The following is a 20539-nucleotide window of genomic DNA, read 5'->3' as shown; positions in this document are numbered from 1 at the left end:
TGTGTGTCCTTGCTCAGGCGGCTTGCAGGGTGAGCTTGCCGGCGAGGATTTCCTCGGCAAACATCTCGGCGGTGCGGGCGGCGGCGGCCGTCATGATGTCCAGGTTGCCGGCGTACTTGGGCAGGTAGTCGCCCAGGCCTTCGACCTCCAGGTACACGCTGACGCGCTGGCCGTCGAACACCGGGCCGTTGACGAGTTTGTAGCCGGGCACGTATTTCTGCACCTCACGCAGCATGGCGTGAATGCTCTCGGTGATGGCGGCCTGGTCGGGCTCGCCCTCGACCAGGCAGTGCACGGTGTCGCGCATGATGAGCGGGGGCTCGGCCGGGTTGATGATGATGATGGCCTTGCCCTTTTTGGCGCCGCCCACGCGCTCGATGGCGCCGGCCGTGGTGCGGGTGAATTCGTCGATGTTCTTCCTGGTGCCGGGGCCGGCCGAGCGGCTCGATACCGTGGCGACGATTTCGGCGTAGGAGACGGCCTGCACGCGCGAGACGGCCGCCACCATAGGGATCGTGGCCTGGCCGCCGCAGGTGACCATGTTGACGTTCATCTCGCGCCGGCCCACATGTTCGGGCAGGTTCACCGGCGGCACGCAGTAGGGGCCGATGGCCGCGGGCGTGAGGTCGATCATCATCGCGCCCTGTTCGTTGACCTTGCGCGAGTTCTCGGCGTGCACGTAGGCGCTGGTGGCGTCGAAGACGATTTGCACGCCGTCCGCCTTCATGTGGGGCACGAGGCCGTCCACGCCTTCATGCGTGGTCTTGATGCCCATCTCGCGCGCGCGCTTCAAGCCATCCGACTCGGGGTCTATGCCCACCATCCATACGGGCTCGAGCACGGGGCTTCTCTGCAGCTTGGCCAAGAGGTCGGTGCCGATGTTGCCCGGGCCTATCAGGGCGCATTTGATCTTCTTGCTCATGCAAACTCCTTCATGATCTGTTCACCTCCCTCTCCCGCTGGCGGGAGAGGGTTGGGGTGAGGGTGTTGGTCACAGCCGGGTGCCCCCTCACCCCTGCCCTCTCCCCCAAGGGGGCGAGGGAGCAAATTCATACAAAACGCACCGAGCAGCCGCCGATGCCGCCGATGGTCACGCGCAGGTTGTCGCCGGCCTTGACCGGCACCATGATTCCGAGCGAGCCCGAGAGCACGACCTCGCCGGCCTCCAGCGCAATGCCCAGCGCGCCCAGCGTGTTGGCCAGCCAGGCCACGGCATTGGCCGGGTGACCCAGGGCGGCGGCGCCCGCGCCGGTGGCGACGATGTCGCCGTTCTTCTCCAGCACCATGCCGCAGGTGCCAAGGTCCACGTCGCGCGGGTCCACCAGGCGGTCGCCGAGCACGAACACGCCGCAGCTGGCGTTGTCGGCCACGGTGTCCTGGATCTTGATCTTCCAGTCGCGGATGCGCGAATCGACGATCTCGAAGCAGGCCATCACGCCCTCGGTGGCGGCGAGCACGTCGGCGGCGGTGACGCCCGGGCCCTTGAGGGTTTTCTTCAGCACGAAGGCGATCTCGCCCTCGGCCTTGGGCTGGATCAGTGTGTCCGCGGGGATGGCCTGGCCCTCGTTGTAGACCATGCCATCGGTGAGCCAGCCGAAGTCGGGCTGGAACACGCCGAGCATGTCCATCACGGCCTGGCTGGTGACGCCGATCTTCTTGCCCACGACCTTTTCGCCGGCGGCCAGGCGGCGCGCGAGCATGCGCTGCTGGATGGCGTAGGCGTCCTCTATGGTGATGCCGGGGTGGCGGTTGGTCAGGGGCTCGAGCATGCGTCGCTGCGTCAGCGCCTCGTAGAGCTCGGCGCCCAGTTGGTCGATTTGCGTGTGTTCCATGTTTACTATGCTTTCAATAGCTGACCGCGCTTGCCCCGCAAGCGCTTGAGGCCGATTAGGCCTAAAACTTCACCATCACATTGCGCAGCTCGGTGTAGAACTCCAGCGAGTGCACGCCGCCCTCGCGGCCTATGCCGGATTGCTTGGAGCCGCCGAACGGCGTACGCAGGTCGCGCAGGAACCAGGCGTTGATCCAGCACAGGCCGACCTCGATCTGATGCGCCAGGCGGTTGGCGCGGCCGATGTCCTGCGTGAAGACGGCCGTGGCCAGGCCGTAGCGGTTGGCGTTGACCTTGGAGAGCACCTCCTCCTCGCTGTCGAACGGGCTGATGTGGCAGCAGGGGCCGAAGATTTCTTCCGTCACCACGGTGGCGGTCTCGGGCAGGCCGGTCCAGATGGTGGGCTGGATCCAGGAGCCGTCCTGAAGCTGCTCGGGCATGTCGGGGATGCCGCCGCCGGTGACAATCTGCGCGCCCTCGTCCTTGGCGGTCTTGTACAGGCCCAGCACCTTGGCCTGGTGCTTCTTGCTGATCAGCGGGCCGATCTTGGTGTCCTTGTCGAACGGGTCGCCGGGCTTCATGGCCTCTGCACGCTCCTTCAAGGCAGCGACCACCTTCTCGAAGATCGGGCGCTCGACGTAGACGCGCTCGGTGCCCAGGCAGACTTGGCCGGCGTTCTCGAAGCACGAGCGCGTGAGCGTGTCTATCGTCACCTGGAAGTCGCAGTCGGCAAACACCACGGCGGCGTTCTTGCCGCCCATCTCCAGCGACACGGGGCGCACGCCGTCGGCGGCGGCCTTCATGATGGCGCTGCCGGTGCGCGTTTCGCCGGTGAAGGTCACGCCGTTCACACCAGGGTGCCTGGTGAGGAATTCACCCGCCGAGCCCGGGCCAAAGCCATGCACGACGTTGTACACCCCCCGGGGCATGCCGACTGCGTTCATGACTTCGCCTAGCAGCGTGGCCGTGGCCGGGGTTTCCTCGCTGGGCTTGACGACCACGGTGTTGCCGCAGGCCAGCGCCGGGCCGACCTTCCACGTCATGAGCAAGAGCGGCAGGTTCCAGGGGCAGACCACGGCAATCACGCCGCGCGGCACGCGCACGCCGTAGGAAAGCGCCGTCTTGCCGTCGGGCGTGCGCATGTTGAACGACTCGGTGGCCGTGCTCTTGATGGTGTCGATGAAGATCTGGAAATTGGCCGCGCCGCGCGGAATGTCCACGTGCGAGGCCAGGTGGTGGGGCTTGCCGGTGTCGGCAATCTCGGCCTGCAGGAAGTCGTCGAAGCGCCGGTTGATCTCGAGCGCCACGGCGTCCAGCAGCTTGCAGCGCTGGACCACCGACAGCCGGCCCCAGTCGCCCTTGAGCGCGGCGCGCGCCGCAGTCACGGCCGCATCGACCTCGGCCTGGCCGGCCTCGTGTATGCGGCCGATGACCTGGCCGTTGACGGGGTTGATGTTGTCGAACGTCTTGCCGCTGGTGTTGCGAACATATTCGCCGTTGATGAAGTTGAGAAACTCTTTCATGTCATTGCTTTGCTGTGGAAATGTTGAACACCTGTGCGGCCTGCGGACGACTTGAAGGCGACTTGAAGACGACTTGCAGTCGGCTTAAGGCGACGCTGAATAAGTCACCGCGACGGCGCGCGCCCTGATGTGGGATGGGATGCAAGGCGCAAACCGCAGCCATAGCCAGCGCTATGGCGAGGATTTGCAACGCAGCAGACAGCCCACAGCAGGGATGCGCGGCACGCGAGGGACTTGTTCAGCGTTGCCTTAAAACGCCTTGACGAGCGAGAAGCGCAGCAGCGAGCCCTTGGACTCGGGGCCGGTGCCGGCCTTGGCGCTCACCTCCTTGTACAGCGCGCCCTTGAGGAACAGGCCCGCGCCCGGCACGGGGTAGACCAGCTCGGCGCCCACGGCGTGGCGCGCGGACTTGTGGGTGCTGGCGCCCGCGCCGCTGTCGTTCGTGGTCTGCCACTGGCTGTAGCCGACGAGGCCGGCCGAGACGGCGCCGAAGGACTTGCCCAGGCTCCACTCCACGGTCAGCTGGTCGCCGGGGCGACGGCCCGCGTCGTTTCTGCCGTTGAACTCATAGCGCGCCAGGGCCGCGCCGGAGATGGTCTTGGCGCCGTCGAAGTAGTACGTCAGCCCGCCCGTGAGCATGGTGCTCTTGAAGCCCTTGCCGGGCGAGGCTGGGGAGCTGGTGCTGGCGTTGTCCAGCCACAGGCCGGCGGCCGCCACGGCGTCCCACTGCGGGCCGTGCCAGCCGAGCACCAGGGGGCCGAGGTAGATGTCGCCCACGCCGCTGCGCGAGTCGGAAATGCCGGCGGCGTTGATGGTCAGCGAGGTGCGCAGCACGGGCACGATGGCCTCCACGCCATAGTCGGCCCCCAGCAGCTTGTGCCCGGTCATCCAGACGAAGCGGTTGGCCAGGGCCGTGACGGTGCCGCGGTTGTGGCCGGGCAGGTTGCTGCTGGTGCCAGGGGCGCGGAAGTCGTCGATCTGGTAGTTCACCAGATAGCCCAGGTAGTACATGCCCGGTGGCGGCACGCTGGCCGCCTGCAGGCCTTCGACGCCGGCGACGTAGTGGCCCTCGGCCTGGGCGCCGCCTGCGGCCCACAGCCCGCACAGGGCGAGCGCCGCAGCGGCGATGGAGGTTTTCTTCATGGTTTGTCTCTCTATGCAATTTGTGATTTGTGAACGGCTCAACTGTCCAGGCCCAGCGCGTCAATGGCCGCGCGGGCGCAAAGCTCGTCCTGCTCGGCGCTGCCGCCCGAGACGCCGATGCCGCCAATCAGCACCCCGCCCTCGCGCAGCGGCAGGCCGCCGCCGAAGACGACGTTGCGCGGGCGCTGGGGCATGCCTAAGCGCAGCGCCTCGTCGCCCTGCAGGATGCCGGCCCACTGCGAGGTGGCAAAGCCAAAGCCGGCCGCGGTGTAGGCCTTGTCGATGGCGATGTCCACCGAGTGCAGAAAGGCCCCGGGCATGCGCAGAAAGGCCGCGAGCACGCCCGAGGCGTCGGTCACGGCAACATTGACGCGTATGCCCAGCTCACCGGCTCGGGCCACGGCCGCCGCCACGGCGGCGAGCGCCGCTTCGGCGGTGATGGCGCGTTGTTCGACGCTGTGTTGTGCCCTGTGTTGCGACATGTGCGCGCCTCAGGTCACCACGCTCAGGAAGGCGTCGTTGAGCTTGCGGTCGTGGTAGAAGATGCCGCGGCCCACCTCTTCCCAGCTCCAGGTGATGGGCTCCATGTCGGGGTAATGGTCGTAGCCGCCGGCAAAGGTCTCCAGGCGGTTGCCCGAGGGATCGAAGAAGTAGATGGTGGTGCCGTTGGTGATGCCGTGGCGCGTGGGGCCGATGTCGATGGAGACACGGTTCTTGCTCATGATGTCGGCCGCGCGCAGCACCTGCTCCCAGCTGCCGAGCTGGAACGACACATGGTGCAGCTTGTCGGCCTCGGCGTGGCGCACGATGGCGATGTCATGCGCCTTGGCGCTGCAGGTCAGCCACACGCCCAGGTCGGTCTGGCCGTCCTCGAGCTTGACGCGCTCGACCAGCGTGAAGCCCAGCACCTTGGTGAACAGGTCGGTCGCGCCATCCAGGTCGGTGCCGTAGATCAGCGCATGGTCCATGCGGATGGGAGTGATGCCGGGCTGGTCGATGATGTCCATGTCCGGGCTGTTCGTGCCCACGGCGCTGCCGACGGCGGTTTTCTCGGCGTAGAGCTCGATGGCGTGGCCCGTGGGGATCCGAAAGCGCACGCGCTCGCCCGTCTCCAGCAGGTCACCGGCGGGGATGCGCTCGGTGGCCACGCCGTATTCCTTGAGGCGGCGCTCGAAGTTGTCCAGCGTGGCCTTGTCCAGCACCTTGTAGCCGAAGAAGTCCATGCCGGCCTGATCGGCCTGGCGCAGGATGATGCTGTGGTGGTCCCGCTCGGCACGGGTCTTGAAGTAGGCGCGGCCCTGGGCATCGCGGCCCATGGGCTTCAAGCCCATTACTTCGGTGTACCACTTGACCGATTCTTCCAGGTCAAGCACGCGGATCTGGGCGTGGCCAGGTCGCAGAACGCCAGTCATTGCCATGGGGAGTCTCCTTTTGTTTCAGGGTTGGGGTGATGGATGTGGGGTGGTGTGCGCCGCTGCCTCGGCTGCGGGGCGGCAGACGTTCTTCTTCATCGCGCCTATGACGTGCAGGCGCAGGTCGCTGGTGGGTTTGATTCGGCAGGACAGCACGCAGCCGCTTGACTCCTCTTCGGCGCTCACATGGGCGCGACTCATCACGCGGCGCGTGTATTCGCCTTCGAGCACCTGCACCTTGCACACGCCGCAGCCGCCCTGGCGGCAGCCCACGGGTATGCCCTTCTTGCCCAGGGCCTCCATGCCTTCGAGCACGGTGCGCTGGTCGAGACAGCGGTAGCTCTCGCCGGTGTCGGCAATGGTGATGGTGTGGTAGGCCATGGCGCTGCGTCAGCCTCGTCAGATCTTCTTGAACAGCGGGCTGCGCACCTGCTGCGCGTCGGCGGCCGAGATGAATTTCTCGGTGTAGATGTCGCGCTCGAACAGCCGGCCCTGCATCAGCGTGGTGATGCAGGCGTCGATCATCAGCGGCGGGCCGCACAGATAGGCCTTGTGGCCGCGGAAGTCGTTGCTGAAATGTGCCTTGGCGGCCTCGTGCACGAAGCCGCGCGCGCCGTCCCAGTCGCTGCCCTCGGGCTCGTCGGACAGGGCGGCCACGTAGGTGAAATGCGGGTGCTGCTGCGCGAGCCGCACGAACTCGTCGTGGTGGTAGAGCTCGCTCCGATTGCGCGCGCCGTTGACCAGGGTGATGGGCCTGTCCTCGCCCGCTGCCAGCAGCTCCAGCACCATGGAGCGCGGGCTCGACAAGCCCGAGCCGCCGGCCAGGAACAGGTAGCCCAGGTTCTCCTTGGCGTGGGCGCTGGCGCGGATGAAGAAGCGCCCGTAGGGGCCGGTGACCTTGACGGCGTCGCCGGCCTGGAGCCTGTCGTGCACCCAGGCCGTGCCCATGCCGCCGGGCACGCGGCGGATGTTGAGCTCGATCTCGCGGCTCTCGCCCGGCGCGCTGGCGATGGAGAAGGCGCGCGTGCCCTCGCCCGGCACATGCAGGTTGATGTACTGCCCGGCCTGGAAGGTGATGGGCGCGTCGAGCGCGATCCACACGCCCTTGATGGTGGGCGTGAGGTCTTCGATGCGCGTGACGCGGCCCGCGTAGTCCTGCACCTGCAGGTTGAGCGCATCGGGCTCCTCGTCGATCTCGGCCTCGACGACGACATCGGACTCCAGCGTGGCGCAGCAGGCCAGGCACAGGCCCTCGTCGCGCTCGTAGTCCATCAGGGCAAAGCCGCTGGCCTCGCCATGCTCGATCTCGCCGTCGCTGACCTGGACCTTGCATGTGCCGCACAGGCCATGGCCGCAGGCATGGGGCAGGTAGATGCCGGCGCGCAGCGCGGCGTCCAGAATGGTCTGGCCTTCCTCGACGTCTATGGTCTGGCCCAGCGGTTCAATGGTGAGCTGGTGGCTCATGGCTTGTCTCACTAACTATAAAAACTAGAGCTGCTTGCGCTTTATGGATAACGCTTCGACCTCTTTTTTCCCTCTCCCGCTGGCGGGAGAGGGGGTGACGGGGCGCGTCAGAAGCAGGAGCCCTGCAGCCCCGTCAACCCCGGCGTGCGAAAGCGGATCACGCTCTTGTGGCCTATGCCGTGGTCGGCCAGGCTCTTGTCCATGTCGGGCGTGAAGGGCTTGCCGGACATGAACCACTCGGCCTTGTCCCAGTCGATCTGCGCAAACTCGGGATGCGCGCCGAACATGCCGGGCAGCGCGCCCTGGACCAGCTCGCCAAATTTCATGGTCGGCGGCATGGGGGCGCAGAACGGGGCGCAGAACATCTTGTGGTCTTCCCAGGCGATGTAGAGCAGCGGCGCCGGGAACTTGTCCACCGTGTCTTTCTGCGCGAACTCGTAGGGGGCTATGGATTTGACGGCCATGGCTGTGTCTCCTGTGCTGTTAGTTGCTCGTGGCCTGGGCACGCCAGGCCTCGAAGTTCTTCTTGTCCTCGGAATCGGCATAGTCGAGGTTGTCGCGGCCGAACTCCATCTTGTAGTAGCGCAGCACCTCCATCAGCGGGTCGAAGTCGGGCTTGCTCGGGTCCACGTCCGCGGGGAAGCAGTTGCCCTGGTAGATCTGGTGCACGGGCAGCCAGCTCTGTGCGTACTTCTCGGGCTCGTTGTCGAAGATGTGCTTGCAGCCGTCGGAGCAGCAGTGGTACTTCATGCCCTTGTACTCGCTCTCGCGGTAGGCAATCTTGGTCGGGTCGTCCGGCTCGGTGAAGAACATCGGCACCTGGCACACCTGGCACAGCATGGGCAGCGTGCCGTTGTAGAAGCGCCGGCCCTCGGCCTGCTCCTTGGCGTAGTGCGTCCACAGCGGGCGGTAGTACTTGTCGAAGGTCTCGGGGTACTTGGCCGAGAGCCACTCCATGTCCTTCTCGCTCGGCGCCCAGGTGTGGAAGGGGGCGGCGGCGCCGTAGTTGTAGAACACGTTCCAGGCCTGGTGCGACAGGTGATCCTTGTCCTTGCAGGCCTGTTCCCAGCCCTTGGGCACCTTGATGCCGTAGCGCGCCAGGTCGTTGAACAGGGCCGCACCGTTCTGCTCGGCGTAGACCTCCCAGGCCTCCTTCCAGCTCATCACGCGCTTGGGCAGCATGTAGTCCATCATCATGGCCACCAGGGTCAGCACGCGGTAGCCGCGCCAGAACCACTTGTCGAGCCAGGCCTGCACGATGGGCAGATTGTCCGGGTCTTGTTCCAGGATGAACTTGATGATCTCCAGCCCCAGCGTCATGTGGCGCGACTCGTCGCTCTGCGCCGAGAAACCGAACGCCATGGCGCCCATGTCGCCGTTGTAGGCCGCGCCCGAGATGAAGGGCACGAACAGCAGGTTGGTGAGCACGTATTCGAACGCAAAGCCGATGGCCACGATGAACTCGAACGGCCCGGCGCTCACGGCGTCGTCAAAGAAGCTCTTGGGCACCGACAGGTACCACACGCGGTCGTGCTGGTGGCGCCAGTTGGCAAAGCCGTTGTAGTGCTTGTTGTAGTTGGACAGGCTGTGGATCTGCGTCTGCGAATGGCGGATCTCGTCCAGGCTCTGCATCATGCAGGCCACGCGCGGGCCGGCGCCGGGGTACTGGCGGCCCACATGGGCAAAACCGCGGTGCGCCATGTATTCGAGCGGCGAGACGCCCGTCAGGAACAGCTTGAGCGCGTTGATGTAGCGCCCGTCCGTCACGCCCAGGTGACCGTTGTTCTGCGTGAAGGCGTCGATGATGGCGTAGAGCTTGCGCTCCTTCTCGGCCTGGTACTTCCAGTACGAGTCCATCGTCATGCGGAACGGGTCCTCGAACTTGTCCCAGTCATGGATCTTGATGCCCTCGTACTCCATGTACGGGAACACGTCCTTCACCGCCTGGTAGGTGGGCGTCCAGGCCAGGTCGCGCGTCATGAGGTTGTAGCGCTCTTTCAGGCCGAGCTTCTTGTTGGCTTTCATGTCCATGATGTGTCTCTCCTTGGGTCTTGCGCGGCGGATTACTGGTTCCAGGTGAGCGAGAACTCGTCGTCGGTTTCGTCGACGTTGCCGCTCATGGTGATGAGGTGCACCTGCATCTCCTGCAGGTCGAACTCGCGCCCGAGCTCTTCCTCGACGGTGGCCCGGCGCACCACCAGGCGGTGCGGCACGTCGATCTTCACCATGGCCGGCTGGTCGCTCACGATGGCGCCGGGGTTGTCGGCCAGGATGGCGTTGACGATGGCGCGCGAGTCTTCGTTCTTCTGGAATGCAATGAATACGTTGGACATCTGTGGGTCTCCTGATTCGGGGCGTTCACACAGTCAGGCCGGCCTTGGCCATGCGTGCATCGACGGCGGCCACGCTGCGCTCCAGGGCGGCTGCGCCATCGGCGCCCAGGGCCAGCTCGGCCACGGGGGCCAGGGCCTCCTGCACGCGGCCACGCCACTGTGCGTACCAGGTGCACAGCAGGTCACGGTTGGCGGGGCTCTCGGCGGCGGCGACCTTGATCACGGCGTCCACCCACTTGTTGGCGTCCTGGGCCCACTCGGCCTGGAAGCGCGTGAGCATGGACACCGTGGGGCCGGCCTTCTCGGTCAGCGCCTGGTCCACCTCCTTGTAGGCCAGGCCGAACAGCACGCCGTCGAGCACGACGTTCTGCGCCACGAACAGCTCGAACCAGTCCTTGAGCACCCAGCTGTCCTCGACCAGGCGGCGCAGGCCCTGCCAGGCGGGGGCATTGAGCCAGGCATGCTTGCCGGCCTCCAGGTCGGCGGGTGTGCCCAGCAGCAACCCCAGACGCGTGAGGTACTGCGCAATGCCCAGCTGGTCCATGCCCGCATACAGGCAGGGTTGGGTGATGGCCGTGCCGTAGCCGTAGGCGCATTGGAAGGCGCCATTCATGTTCGCGCCCCAGGCCACATGGCGCAGCGGCACGTAGAAGTCGATGGCCGTGCGGCGCGCGGCGTCGTCGTAGCTGTCGGCCAGGCCGCGCGACTCGACGAAGTCAAAGTCCGCCTCGGCCACCTCCTGCATGCGCGCGCGCGCCTGGGTGTAGGCGCCGTAGTAGAACTGGCGCGGATCCTTGAGCGCGTACCAGTCCTTCATCACCAGGCGGGTGCGGCTCGGGTCGAACAGCTCATGCTCCGGGTCCCAGGTGGGGCGGTAGTGGAAGTTGGCATCGGGCTGCACGTTCATCGTGCCCTCGATGTAGCGTGAGGCCGGCTTGTCCGCCCCCAGCCGCTCGGCAATGTGGTTGTAGGTCTGGCGCAGCGGCTCGATGCTGACGGTGCGCAGGTCGATTTGCATGGGGTCGTCTCCTGTGGTGGTCTATCTGAGGGAAGGGGGCAAGGGGGGAGTCAGGGCTCGTGGCGGAAATGCCGTTCGCGCGCGCTGCGCAGGCTCCAGTCCCATTCGTGCTCGGCACTGCCCTGCTCCTGCTCGGGCAGCGCGCCATGGGTGGGCTGCACGCCCTGGGTGGTGCAGAAGTCCTCGAACTGGGCGCGCGGCATCACCATCTCGACAAACAGGCCCGGCTCGCCCACGGCGAACTCGAACTCGACCATGCCGCTCGCGTGCTCCTGCACGATGCGGATGTAGCGGCGCTGGACATCCCAGCGGTCGTCGGAAGATTGGGGGGTGCTGCTCATGCCAACGCTGTTGCACAGGCCATGCCAAAAAACCGGAAGACCTCGGAAAATCTCGATAATTCATGGTTAATACCTAAGAATGTTGCCGGAACATCCGTGATTCCGAGATGAAAGACAACCGCTTATTCGCAGATATTGCAATGCAACATGATGATTTCATTCATTGAAAATCTGCAAAACTCATCATTTGATGAATTTCAGGATGGTGAAAGCCTTGCGATGATTCGCAACGTTCTCGATAATTTGGCTATGCCTGCCCTGCCCGCCCTGCCTTCGGACGCCGATCTGCGGCGCCAGATCCAGTTCTCCGCCGCCGACGGGCGCATCTGGCTGGCGGGCCAGCGCATGGTGCTGATGCATGCGGGCTCGCTGGGCATATTGCGCAGCGAGCTCATGCACACCCTGGGGCCCACGGCCGCGCGCCGGTTGATGATGCGCGTGGGCTACGCCTCGGGCGAGCGCGACGCGGCACTGGCACGCCAGCTGCGCCCGCAGGCCGATGCCTTTGCCATGTTCGGCGTGGGCCCGCAGCTGCACATGCTGCAGGGCGCCGTGCATGTGACGCCCGTGCAGCTGGAGATAGACCTTGCGGGCGGTCACTTTCACGGCATCTTCGACTGGCAGCATTCCTGGGAGGTGGAGACGCATCTGCGCGACTTTGGCCCGCAAGGTGAGCCCGTGTGCTGGACCCTGCTGGGCTATGCCTCGGGCTACACCAGCGCCTTCATGGGCCGGCCCGTGCTCTACAAGGAGGTGGCCTGCGCCGGCTGCGGCCAGGCGCATTGCCGCATCGAGGGCCGGCTGCTCGATGCCTGGCCCGATGCCGCCGAGCTCGCGCGCGACTACGCCCCCGACGCCCTGCCCGACCATGCCAGCCTCAGCCTCCTGCCGGCCTGGCCCGCACCGATGGCCGCCGAAGACCGCCCCGAGCCCCCGGCCGATGCGCTGGGCCCGCTGATCGGCCGCTCCGCCGGCTTTGCCGCCGCCACGGCCCTGCTGCGCAAGGCCGCGGCCACGCAGGTGACGGTGCTGCTCACGGGCGAGACGGGCGTGGGCAAGGAGCGCTTTGCGCGCGCGCTGCATGCGCTCAGCGCGCGCTCGACCAAGCCCTTCGTGGCCGTCAACTGCGCAGCGCTGCCCGGTGAGCTGGTCGAGTCCGAACTTTTCGGCACAGAAAAGGGCGCCTTCACCGGCGCCGACGCGGCGCGTGCCGGGCGCTTCGAGCGCGCCCACGGCGGCACGCTGTTCCTCGACGAGCTCGGCGAGTTGCCCCTGCCCGCGCAAGCCAAGCTGCTGCGCGTGTTGCAGGACGGGCAGATCGAGCGCCTGGGCGCCACGCAGCCGCGCCAGGTGGACGTGCGCCTGGTCTGCGCCACCCATGTGGACCTGATGGAGGCGGTGCGCGCCGGGCGCTTCAGACAGGACCTGTACTACCGCATCCACGTCTACCCGATACGCATTCCGCCACTGCGCGAGCGCCCGGACGACATCGAGCCCTTTGCGCGCCATCTGCTGGAGCGCTTTGCCCTTGCGCATGACAAGCACATCAGCGGGCTGACAGACCGCGCACTGCATGCACTGCGCAGCCACGCCTGGCCCGGCAATGTGCGCGAGCTGGAGAACCTGGTGGAGCGCAGCGTGATCCTGGCCGACGCGGGCGGCGCGGTAGATGTGGAGCATCTGTTCCCCGACAGCGCCCTCGCCGCACCCACGCACCAGCTGCAGCCCAGCGGGCGCCTGGGCCAGGTACAGGCACCCGCCTGCCACACGGGGCTGGTGGATCAGCTGCTGGCCCAGCCGCTCGATCTGGCGGCGCTGGAGGCTCAGCTCATCGAGGAGGCCGTGGCACGCCACCACGGCAACCTGGCCGCGGCCGCGCGCCTGCTGGGCCTGACGCGCCCGCAGCTGAGCTACCGCCTGAACAAGATCCGGGAGTTCTGATGGCCAAGCGTGCCCTGCTCCAGGCGCTGGACGACGACGCCCAGCCCATTGTGCGCACCCTCATCGAGCAGGCCTATGAGCGGCTGCGCGACGACATCATCGAAGGCCTGCTGCTGCCCGGCGAGAAGCTGCGCGTGGAGCACCTCAAGGACCGCTACGGCGTGGGCGCCGGCACGCTGCGCGAGGCGATCACCCGCCTGGCCAGCGATGCGCTGGTGGTAACCGAGGGGCAGCGCGGCTTTCGCGTCGCGCCGATCGCGCTCGAAGAGCTGGAGGACGTGACCAACCTGCGCGTGCAGATCGAGACTGAGGCGCTGCGCCGCTCCATCCGCGCCGGGGATGCGGCCTGGCGCGCCGCGCTGGAGCAGGCCTGGGCCGCGCTCTCGGCAGAGGAGCCCATCGCCCCCGAGCGGCGCAGCGCCTGGGAGCAGCTCAACCTGCGCTTTCACGAGGCGCTGCTGGGCGGCTGCGCATCGCCCTGGACGCTGCGCGTGCTGCGGCTGCTCACGCGCCACAGCGAACGCTACCGCAGCTACGCCATGCAGGTGCCGGGCAGCGTGCGCGACGTGCATGCCGAGCATCAGGCCATCTTCGAGTACGCCATGAGCGGCCAGGACGCGCGCGCCGCCCTGGCCCTGGAGGCGCATATCCGCAGCACGCCCGATCTGTTGATCAAGGCCCTGCGCGAGGGCCGGGCGTCGCTGCCCGGCTGCATCACCGCACAGGAGGACTGATCCACCGGCCCGGCCGCGGCGCTGCCATGCGCCACGGGCCGCGCTGCGTCATGCCGGCCGGCCGAAAAAAAGGCCGGCACAGGGCAGGCCAATACCTTGGAAGCGATGGTCGGCGGTGGCTCAGAACGTCCAGGTCACGCCCACCTGCAGGCTGCGGCCCGCGGCCGGGATGGGCACGACCCTGCGGCCCAGGTTCTGCGGGTAGCTGCCGCGGTAGTAGTACTGGCGATCGAACAGGTTGTCCACGGCCAGACGCACGGTCAGATCCTTGCGCCCCGCGGGGTTCCAGTCGGCCGACAGGCCGACCACGGTGTAGCTCGGCTGCTCCACATAGCCGGCGCTGGTCACTGCGCTGGAATAGCTTTGCTTGCCGGCGTAGCGCAGGTTGGCGCCCAGACGGGTGTTCCAGGACGGAATCTGGTGTTCGACGTAGAACGTGGCGGTGTCGCCCACGGGCATGAGATCGCCGCCGTCCGGCTCCAGGATGTCGGGCACGCCCTTGCTCACCTTGACCAGCGTGGCGTTCATGCCCACGGTGGTGCGGTCGAACTGCTGCAGCGCATGCAGCATCCAGCCGTGGCTGCGCAGGCGCGGACCATTGGTGCGCAGGCCCTGGTTGGCCGCGCCCACCGCGAGCACCGTGGGGGCGAGCAGGCGCGTGTCGAAGTAGCCGATGCCGGCCTTCCAGCGCTCGCCGAAGAAGTTCACACCCAGCTTGCGGTTGTGCGCGGTGGAGGTCTCGTAGCCGGCGGCCGTGGCGTAGTTGCGCGCGTGGTAATAGCCGGTCTGCGACCACTGATAGCCCAGGAAGGTGCGCGACGCGGCCACATAAGCCTCGGCATGGTCGCCCAGCAGGTAGGTCAGCGTGGCGTTGCCGCTCAGGCCGCCGTCGCTGACCTTGGCGCCGTCCTGCAGGCTCATGGCGTGGCGGTCGTAGCGCGCGCCGGCGGACAGGCCGAGGGCGCCAAAGCGCAGGCGCGCCTGGCCGTACAGGCCCTGCTGGCTGTCGTGCTCGCGGATATGGCCCTTGGGCGCGTTCACGCCGTCGTCATAGCGCTCGACATCGACGCCGGTGTGGCTCGCATCCACACCCACGGTGACCTTGCCCGAATCGATCCGGAAGCTGTTCTGCGCCTTCATGCCCCAGGACTTGTCCCAGACGTTGAAGTCGGTGCTGTTGGCATTGGGGAAGGCGTTGGGGCGCTCCATGTCGCTGCGGTTGTGCCAGAGCACGACCTCGGGGTCGTATACGGCCGTGGGCTGCGTGGTGGTGTAGCGCAGCGTGGCGGTGCTGCGCACGAGCTTGAGCGGATACGGCGTGTTGACGCGGCCGCCTGCGCTGTCCATGTTCATGCGCGTGGTGCGCAGCGTGTCGTCGCGGTTCTGCTCCAGCGTCAGCTCGTAGCGGTGTCCCTGGGGCTGCTGCAGGCCCAGCTTGGCCAGGCCCGAGGTCAGCTTCGGCGCCGTGCCGAGCACGGTCGCTCCATTGCCGTCCTCGTAGTCGCTGCCGTTCTGGCGCGCGCCCATCACCAGCCAGTCGACCTGGCCGCTCTTGCCATAGGCCGAGAGGTTGGTCGTGAAGCCCGTGCCGTTGCTGCCGTAGCCCAGGCGCACGCGGCCGCCCAGGGTCTGGCCGGGCTGCAGCAGGTCGAGCGCGTTCACGGTCTCGTAGCGCACCGCGCCCACGGCGGCGGCAAAGCCCGCGTCGGCAGCGGCGGCGCCGGCCTCTACCTCGACACGCTTGAGGAAGCTCGGGTCCACCAGGATGTTGCCCGCATGGTGCCAGGTGGTGCCGGGCTGGCGCGCGCCGTCGATGGTCACGGCCAGCATGGACTGCTCGAAGCCCTGCACGTACACGCGCTGCGCCACCTGTGAGCCGCCGCTGACCGACACGCCCGATTCGCGCTGGAAGATGCCTGCCGTGTCGCGCGGCTGCAGGCGCTCCAGGTCTTCGCGCGTGACCACGGCGCCGCCCGTGGCCTCCACCTGCTCCTCACCGTTTTCGATGACGGTGACCTGCTGAAGGCGGTTCTCCTGCGCCCACAGCGGCGCGCTCAGAACCAGCGCCAGCGCGGCGCACAGGGTATTGGGTGGGAACGGTTTCATGGCGTGACAGGATAAAAAATGAGAATCATTCCACTTCTTGTCGAGCGCGACCTGTGCGGGATCAAGAAAGATGTTTGCGCGCCGCACTCTTCAAAAAGATAGCTGCCGTCGTCCGCCAGATGGCGTCATTGCGCCATTTCAATCATCAAACCAAGCATGGATGGGCGGCACGCGCTCTCTTTTTTGCACTACACCCGCGCGCGCGCCAGCTTGGGCGGGGTGCCGAAGCGCCGCTTGTAGGCGGTGGCGAAGTTGGCGGCGCTGGTGTAGCCGGCCAGCTGCGCGGCCTGGCCTACGGTGACGCCGTCGCGCTCGAGCGCCTGGCGCGCGCGCTGCAGGCGCGCGTCGCGCAGGTAGTCGAACACCGTCGTGCCATAGACGGCGCGAAACTGGCGCTGCAGGGTGGTGGGATTGACGCCCGCCTGGCGCGCGATCTCGTCGAGCGACATGTCATCGGCCCGGCCCGAGGCCAGGAATGCGTGGAGCTCGCGCAGGCGCTGGTGCTCGCGCGGACGCAGGCGCTGCGCCGCCTCGGCCGGCGGCTGCGGGCAGAGCGCGCCCAGGGCCTCGCCCACCAGATCGAGTGCGCGGCTCTCCAGGTACATGTGCTGCAGCAGCGGCGCAAGCGGTGGCGGATGCACGATCTGCTCGGCCAGCGCCGCGGCGCGCGCGCTCACCTGCCAGCGCCTGGCGGTCAGGTGGCGGAGCATGAGGTCGTCCAGCATGTCGGGCGCGGCGCCGCACTGGGCAAGCCACTCCCACCCCAGGCTGACGTTGACGCGGCGCGAATACACGCCCTGGCGCGCCCTGCGCGTGAGCCGGTCGCGCTCGGTCAAGGCCACGAGCGCGGCGCTCGCGCGTCCCTGCGTGCTGGCGAGCGCCACGCGCTGCGCCCCGTAGGAGACATCGACCGCTCCCTCGAGCAGCACCACGATGCGCAGGCCCGCGCCGATCTCGGTCTGCGCGATCAGATCGCGCGCCTCCCGCGCATCCTCCCAGTGCAGCAGCAGGCCCGGGCGCAACAGGCGCGTGCGCTCCATGTGCGCGCGCAGCGCGGGCTCGGCCGGCGGGCAGCCCGGCGCGACCTCGCACCGTCTGGGCAGGCCCACCAAGGGCCTTGCTGAAAAGTGAGCGTCTTGCATGGAAAAAACTGGTGAGGAACCCGCGGAAACCCGGCGCCCGCAACGCGCGACAAACATCTTTCTTGGGCGCGCAAACAAAGGCCGCACGGGGATGTGGGATGCTTCACGGTCATTATAAGAAATGACAATCATTCTCAACATCGCCGCTCAAGCGCCGTGATGCGTCGGCCGCAAGGGCCGCGCCTTTTTGTCTGGCCGCCATGCCCTCGCCCCGTTCTCCGCACGCAATACCCCCGCAGCTCACGGCCGCGGCAGACACCCGCCGGGTGATGGCCCCCGAGGCCATGGCCGGCTCGGCGCGGCGCCGCGCCCTGCTCACATTCGGCGCGGCACTGGCCGTGCCCGGCTGCGCGCTGCGGCTCTCGCCCTCGCCCTCGCCCGCTACCGCGCCCACGCTCGACGGCGCGCCCCCGGTGGCGCTGCCCGGCACGCGGCAGATCGAGCTGCAGGCCGGCAGCCACCTGCACCGCATCATGCTGGCCGTGCCGCCCGCCGCGCCTCCGGCCGGGGGCTGGCCCGTGCTCTATGTGCTCGACGGCGACCTGCTGTTTGCGCCCACGGCCCAGCTCATGCGCAACCGCTTCGCGCGCGGGCCGAATGTGCCCGCCGAGGGCGCGCTGGTCGTGGGCCTGGGCTATGCGGCCGACCCAGCGGGCGATCGGGTGCTGGACCTCGATGCGCGCAGCCTGGACTACACGCCGCCCATTCCCGGGATGTCCCCCGGGCCCACCCACGACACACGCGGGCGCCGCGAGGGTGGGGCCGATGCCTTCCTCGACTTCGTCGACACCGTGGTGCGCCCGCTGGTCGAGCGCAGCGCGCCCGTGGACAGGGCACGCCAGACGCTGCTGGGTCATTCCTATGGCGGCCTGTGCGTGCTGCATGCGCTGTTCACGCGGCCCGGTGGCTTTCAGAACTACGTGGCGGCCAGCCCCTCCGTCTGGTGGCGCGACGGTGCCATCCTGCAGACCCAGGCACGTTTCGTGGCCGGCCGACGCGGCGACGCCGCGCCGCTGCGCCTGCTCATCACCGAGGGCGAGCGCGAGGCCCTGCCACCGGCCGACCCGGCCCGCGCCGCCCTGGTGCGCGAGCGCCGCGGTGGCGAACGCCTGCATGCGCTGCTCGCCGGCCTGCGCGGCGTGCCGGGCCTGGACCTGCGTCATGTCCGCATCCCCGGCGCCGACCATGGCGCGAGCATGCTGCCCGCCGCGCAGCTCGCGCTGGAGCTGGCACTGCAAGGGCGCGCATGAGGCCGCAGCCCATCCGTTCTCTTTCACCACATCACCCAAGGACGATTCCATGCATCCTTCCTCCCGCACCGGCACACCACGGCTTCATGCCATCGCACTGGCCCTGCTGGCCCTGGGCGCAGGCCCTGCCGCCCTGGCGCAGACCGCAGCCCCGGCCGTGACGGCCACCGGTGGCGAGGCCGCGGCCCTGCCCCAAGTCACCGTGCGCAGCAAGTACGAGCGCGAGGACCTGCCCGTGCGCGCCCCCGGCAACAAGGCCGCATCGGGCGCGCGCCTGGGCATTCTGGGCGCCACGGCCATCGTCGATGCCCCGGTGCACGTGAACGCCTACACGCGCGAACTGGCCGAGGACTGGTCGGCCCTGACGCTGCAGGACGTGCTGGAGAACGACTCCGCCGTGGTCTTCACGACCAACAAGAACCATCTGCTGCAGAACTTCAACCTGCGCGGCCTGGACATGACGGCCATGGACATCGCCACCAATGGTCTGTACGGCATTGCCCCGGCCAACTCGGTGCCCATAGAGATGTTCGAGCGCGTCGAGGTGCTGCGCGGCCCCAATGTGCTGCTGTCGGGCATGCCGCCGGCCTCCAGCGTGGCGGGCACGGTGAACATGGTGACCAAGCGCGCGCTGTCCCAGCCGATTGCCGATCTGACGCTGACCTACGGCACGCATTCCTACTACCAGGCCCATGTGGACCTGGGCAAGCGCTTCGGCGAGGAAAAGCGCCTGGGGCTGCGCTTCAACGGCGTCTATGGCGACGGCGAGATGGGCGCCAAGGACGAGAGCCAGCAGCGCCGCGTGGCCGCGCTGGGGCTGGACTATGTGGGCGACCGCGCGCGCTTCTCGCTCGATCTGTACAACAGCGTCAACAAGATCGACAACGGCAGCCCGGGCATGTTCAACTTCCTCGGCAACGCTGCCATCCCCGGCGTGGGCTACCTGCTGGCCCCGCCCGAGGGCGACACCAACATGTTCCGCGGCACCCATGGCAAGTACGACAACAGCGGCGTGCTGGCGCGCGCGGAGTTCGACTTCACGCAGGACTGGCAGGGCTACCTCGCGTTCGGCGGCTCCGAGGCCGAGGGCCAGGGCCTGCTGTTCGGCACCCGCTCCTTCGTGACCGGCGCGGACGGCACGACTCGCGGCGCCATCTACAACGTGCACACCCAGTCCGAGCGCCGCACGGCCGAGGCCGGCGTGATCGGCAAGTTCGCCACGGGCAACGTGCAGCACCGCCTGCAGCTGTCGGCCAACATCCTCAAGCACAAGGAAGGGACGGTGAACACCGCCTGCAACTACTGCTACACCACCAATATGTACAACCCGGTCAACCCGCCGCTGCCGGCTGCGCCGACCTGGAAGGGCTACACCGTGGAGAACGAGTTCCGCTCCTTCGCCATTGCCGACACCATGGCCCTGGCGGGCGACAGGGTGCTGCTCACGGTGGGCGGGCGCCACCAGACCGTGAAGACCCCGCTGGTGAGCGGCAAGGCATCGAACTACAGCGAAAGCCGCTTCTCGCCGATGGTGGCCGCCGTGGTGCGCCCCTGGGGCGAGAGCGTCTCGCTGTTCGGCAACTACACCGAAGGGCTGGAGCCCGGCCAGGTCGTCGGCGTGGGCTATGCCAACGCGGGGGAATCCCTGCCCCCGAAGCGCACCAAGCAGATGGAGCTCGGCGCAAAGCTGCAAAGCGGCGCGCTCACGCACACCGTCAGCGCCTTCCAGATCAAGCGCCCGTCCTACACCGGCACGGCCCCCGCGGCCCTCGTGGAAGGCGGCGAGCAGCGCCTCAAGGGCCTGGAGTGGAGCATGTTCGGCATGCTGACCCGCGACCTGTCGCTGCTCGGCGGCATCACCCACATCCAGTCCGAGCAGCGCAACACCGGCCGTGACACCTTTGGCGTGCCCGAATGGCGCGCGCGCATCGGCCTCGACTGGCAGACGCCCGTGCAGGGCCTGAAGGTCGGCGGGCGCGTGATCTACACCGGCACGCAATGGGCCGACTCGGGCAACCGCATCCGCGTGCCCGCATGGCGCCGCCTGGACCTGAACGCCAGCTACGCCACGCAGATCGCCGCCAGGCCCGTGCGCTTCAACGCCAGCGTGGAGAACGTGACCGACAAGAAGTACTGGATCGGCATGTTCACCGACGGTTTCATCATGCCCGGCGCGCCGCGCACCTTCAAGCTGTCGGCCACCATGTCGTTCTGATGCCGCTCTATGCTCCCTCGCCGGCCGCGGCAGAGGGAGTGAGAATCCACCACGGCCCGCACCACTCACATCACCCGCCCCCGCCT

At 67.7% G+C, this 20539-nt stretch carries 19 protein-coding genes; 4 read left to right on the top strand and 15 right to left on the bottom strand.

Features of this window, described 5'->3' with window-relative positions; translation table 11 throughout:
• Positions 1 to 13 precede the first annotated feature (13 nt).
• The 13 genes from ABUE11_RS01320 to ABUE11_RS01260 all read right to left on the bottom strand — a co-directional run bounded on the left by ABUE11_RS01320 (position 14) and on the right by ABUE11_RS01260 (position 11065).
• Positions 14 to 922: an acetaldehyde dehydrogenase (acetylating) gene (locus tag ABUE11_RS01320; RefSeq protein WP_367067202.1), complete on the bottom strand. Its 909-nt coding sequence runs from the start codon at positions 920 to 922 to the stop codon at positions 14 to 16.
• 127 nt (positions 923 to 1049) lie between these two features.
• A complete protein-coding gene (dmpE, locus tag ABUE11_RS01315) occupies positions 1050 to 1832 on the bottom strand; it encodes a 2-oxopent-4-enoate hydratase (protein ID WP_367067201.1) in 783 nt (260 codons plus the stop codon).
• Positions 1833 to 1893: 61 nt separating this feature from the next.
• Positions 1894 to 3354: a 2-hydroxymuconic semialdehyde dehydrogenase gene (locus tag ABUE11_RS01310; RefSeq protein WP_367067200.1), complete on the bottom strand. Its 1461-nt coding sequence runs from the start codon at positions 3352 to 3354 to the stop codon at positions 1894 to 1896.
• A gap of 249 nt (positions 3355 to 3603) precedes the next feature.
• A complete protein-coding gene (locus tag ABUE11_RS01305; RefSeq protein ID WP_367067199.1) occupies positions 3604 to 4497 on the bottom strand; it encodes a transporter in 894 nt (297 codons plus the stop codon).
• Positions 4498 to 4535: 38 nt separating this feature from the next.
• A complete protein-coding gene (locus ABUE11_RS01300; protein WP_367067198.1) occupies positions 4536 to 4979 on the bottom strand; it encodes a heme-binding protein in 444 nt (147 codons plus the stop codon).
• Between the two features lie 9 nt (positions 4980 to 4988).
• Positions 4989 to 5915 (bottom strand): catechol 2,3-dioxygenase, encoded by a 927-nt coding sequence (locus tag ABUE11_RS01295; protein ID WP_367067197.1) that lies wholly within the window; start codon positions 5913 to 5915, stop codon positions 4989 to 4991.
• Between the two features lie 18 nt (positions 5916 to 5933).
• Positions 5934 to 6290, bottom strand: a complete 357-nt coding sequence (locus ABUE11_RS01290) for a 2Fe-2S iron-sulfur cluster binding domain-containing protein (RefSeq protein WP_367067196.1) — start codon at positions 6288 to 6290, stop codon at positions 5934 to 5936.
• An 18-nt stretch (positions 6291 to 6308) separates the two neighbouring features.
• Positions 6309 to 7373 (bottom strand): phenol 2-monooxygenase domain-containing protein, encoded by a 1065-nt coding sequence (locus tag ABUE11_RS01285; RefSeq protein WP_367067195.1) that lies wholly within the window; start codon positions 7371 to 7373, stop codon positions 6309 to 6311.
• A 107-nt stretch (positions 7374 to 7480) separates the two neighbouring features.
• Positions 7481 to 7837 (bottom strand): phenol hydroxylase subunit P4, encoded by a 357-nt coding sequence (locus ABUE11_RS01280; RefSeq protein ID WP_367067194.1) that lies wholly within the window; start codon positions 7835 to 7837, stop codon positions 7481 to 7483.
• A gap of 19 nt (positions 7838 to 7856) precedes the next feature.
• On the bottom strand, positions 7857 to 9404 hold the full coding sequence (locus tag ABUE11_RS01275; protein ID WP_367067193.1) for an aromatic/alkene/methane monooxygenase hydroxylase/oxygenase subunit alpha: 1548 nt from the start codon (positions 9402 to 9404) through the stop codon (positions 7857 to 7859).
• 32 nt (positions 9405 to 9436) lie between these two features.
• Positions 9437 to 9706, bottom strand: a complete 270-nt coding sequence (locus tag ABUE11_RS01270) for an MmoB/DmpM family protein (protein WP_367067191.1) — start codon at positions 9704 to 9706, stop codon at positions 9437 to 9439.
• 25 nt (positions 9707 to 9731) lie between these two features.
• Positions 9732 to 10724 carry an aromatic/alkene monooxygenase hydroxylase subunit beta gene (locus ABUE11_RS01265; RefSeq protein ID WP_367067190.1) on the bottom strand — a complete coding sequence of 331 codons (993 nt, stop codon included), beginning with the start codon at positions 10722 to 10724 and terminating at the stop codon, positions 9732 to 9734.
• A 50-nt stretch (positions 10725 to 10774) separates the two neighbouring features.
• Positions 10775 to 11065 (bottom strand): phenol hydroxylase subunit, encoded by a 291-nt coding sequence (locus tag ABUE11_RS01260; protein ID WP_367067189.1) that lies wholly within the window; start codon positions 11063 to 11065, stop codon positions 10775 to 10777.
• Positions 11066 to 11314: 249 nt separating this feature from the next.
• On the opposite strand from ABUE11_RS01260, the gene ABUE11_RS01255 reads away from it, so the two are divergent.
• On the top strand, positions 11315 to 13006 hold the full coding sequence (locus tag ABUE11_RS01255; protein ID WP_367067187.1) for a sigma 54-interacting transcriptional regulator: 1692 nt from the start codon (positions 11315 to 11317) through the stop codon (positions 13004 to 13006).
• A complete protein-coding gene (locus ABUE11_RS01250; RefSeq protein ID WP_367067185.1) occupies positions 13006 to 13740 on the top strand; it encodes a GntR family transcriptional regulator in 735 nt (244 codons plus the stop codon). The genes ABUE11_RS01255 and ABUE11_RS01250 overlap by 1 nt, the downstream gene beginning before the upstream one ends.
• Positions 13741 to 13860: 120 nt before the next feature.
• Here ABUE11_RS01250 and ABUE11_RS01245 read toward each other — a convergent pair whose 3' ends face one another.
• Together ABUE11_RS01245 and ABUE11_RS01240 are read right to left on the bottom strand one after the other, a co-directional pair.
• The gene (locus ABUE11_RS01245; protein ID WP_367067184.1) at positions 13861 to 15846 is read right to left on the bottom strand and encodes a TonB-dependent receptor plug domain-containing protein; all 1986 of its coding nucleotides are present in this window, start codon (positions 15844 to 15846) and stop codon (positions 13861 to 13863) included.
• A gap of 188 nt (positions 15847 to 16034) precedes the next feature.
• Complete coding sequence (locus ABUE11_RS01240; protein ID WP_367067182.1) at positions 16035 to 16988, bottom strand: helix-turn-helix transcriptional regulator; 954 nt, start codon at positions 16986 to 16988, stop codon at positions 16035 to 16037.
• A 200-nt stretch (positions 16989 to 17188) separates the two neighbouring features.
• Between ABUE11_RS01240 and ABUE11_RS01235 the strand changes: the two genes are divergently transcribed.
• Positions 17189 to 18238, top strand: a complete 1050-nt coding sequence (locus tag ABUE11_RS01235; protein ID WP_367067180.1) for an alpha/beta hydrolase-fold protein — start codon at positions 17189 to 17191, stop codon at positions 18236 to 18238.
• Between the two features lie 49 nt (positions 18239 to 18287).
• Positions 18288 to 20453: a TonB-dependent receptor gene (locus ABUE11_RS01230; RefSeq protein ID WP_367067179.1), complete on the top strand. Its 2166-nt coding sequence runs from the start codon at positions 18288 to 18290 to the stop codon at positions 20451 to 20453.
• Positions 20454 to 20539: the final 86 nt, after the last annotated feature.

The organism is Oryzisolibacter sp. LB2S, assembly GCF_040732315.1.
GTDB lineage: Bacteria > Pseudomonadota > Gammaproteobacteria > Burkholderiales > Burkholderiaceae_C > Alicycliphilus > Alicycliphilus soli.
Note: the sequence above shows the minus strand (reverse complement) of the source record. Positions and strands in the feature narration are given on the sequence as shown.

Excerpts from the sequence above, each read along its gene's own strand:
- ABUE11_RS01250 (WP_367067185.1), top strand. The coding sequence starts at position 13,006 with ATGGCCAAGCGTGCCCTGCTCCAGGCGCTGGACGACGACGCCCAGCCC.
- ABUE11_RS01295 (WP_367067197.1), bottom strand. The coding sequence starts at position 5,915 with ATGGCAATGACTGGCGTTCTGCGACCTGGCCACGCCCAGATCCGCGTG.
- ABUE11_RS01280 (WP_367067194.1), bottom strand. The coding sequence starts at position 7,837 with ATGGCCGTCAAATCCATAGCCCCCTACGAGTTCGCGCAGAAAGACACG.
- ABUE11_RS01300 (WP_367067198.1), bottom strand. The coding sequence starts at position 4,979 with ATGTCGCAACACAGGGCACAACACAGCGTCGAACAACGCGCCATCACC.
- ABUE11_RS01305 (WP_367067199.1), bottom strand. The coding sequence starts at position 4,497 with ATGAAGAAAACCTCCATCGCCGCTGCGGCGCTCGCCCTGTGCGGGCTG.
- ABUE11_RS01260 (WP_367067189.1), bottom strand. The coding sequence starts at position 11,065 with ATGAGCAGCACCCCCCAATCTTCCGACGACCGCTGGGATGTCCAGCGC.
- ABUE11_RS01245 (WP_367067184.1), bottom strand. The coding sequence starts at position 15,846 with ATGAAACCGTTCCCACCCAATACCCTGTGCGCCGCGCTGGCGCTGGTT.
- ABUE11_RS01275 (WP_367067193.1), bottom strand. The coding sequence starts at position 9,404 with ATGGACATGAAAGCCAACAAGAAGCTCGGCCTGAAAGAGCGCTACAAC.
- ABUE11_RS01270 (WP_367067191.1), bottom strand. The coding sequence starts at position 9,706 with ATGTCCAACGTATTCATTGCATTCCAGAAGAACGAAGACTCGCGCGCC.
- ABUE11_RS01230 (WP_367067179.1), top strand. The coding sequence starts at position 18,288 with ATGCATCCTTCCTCCCGCACCGGCACACCACGGCTTCATGCCATCGCA.
- ABUE11_RS01265 (WP_367067190.1), bottom strand. The coding sequence starts at position 10,724 with ATGCAAATCGACCTGCGCACCGTCAGCATCGAGCCGCTGCGCCAGACC.
- ABUE11_RS01310 (WP_367067200.1), bottom strand. The coding sequence starts at position 3,354 with ATGAAAGAGTTTCTCAACTTCATCAACGGCGAATATGTTCGCAACACC.
- ABUE11_RS01320 (WP_367067202.1), bottom strand. The coding sequence starts at position 922 with ATGAGCAAGAAGATCAAATGCGCCCTGATAGGCCCGGGCAACATCGGC.
- ABUE11_RS01290 (WP_367067196.1), bottom strand. The coding sequence starts at position 6,290 with ATGGCCTACCACACCATCACCATTGCCGACACCGGCGAGAGCTACCGC.
- ABUE11_RS01235 (WP_367067180.1), top strand. The coding sequence starts at position 17,189 with ATGCCCTCGCCCCGTTCTCCGCACGCAATACCCCCGCAGCTCACGGCC.
- ABUE11_RS01285 (WP_367067195.1), bottom strand. The coding sequence starts at position 7,373 with ATGAGCCACCAGCTCACCATTGAACCGCTGGGCCAGACCATAGACGTC.
- ABUE11_RS01240 (WP_367067182.1), bottom strand. The coding sequence starts at position 16,988 with ATGCAAGACGCTCACTTTTCAGCAAGGCCCTTGGTGGGCCTGCCCAGA.
- ABUE11_RS01255 (WP_367067187.1), top strand. The coding sequence starts at position 11,315 with ATGCCTGCCCTGCCCGCCCTGCCTTCGGACGCCGATCTGCGGCGCCAG.
- dmpE (WP_367067201.1), bottom strand. The coding sequence starts at position 1,832 with ATGGAACACACGCAAATCGACCAACTGGGCGCCGAGCTCTACGAGGCG.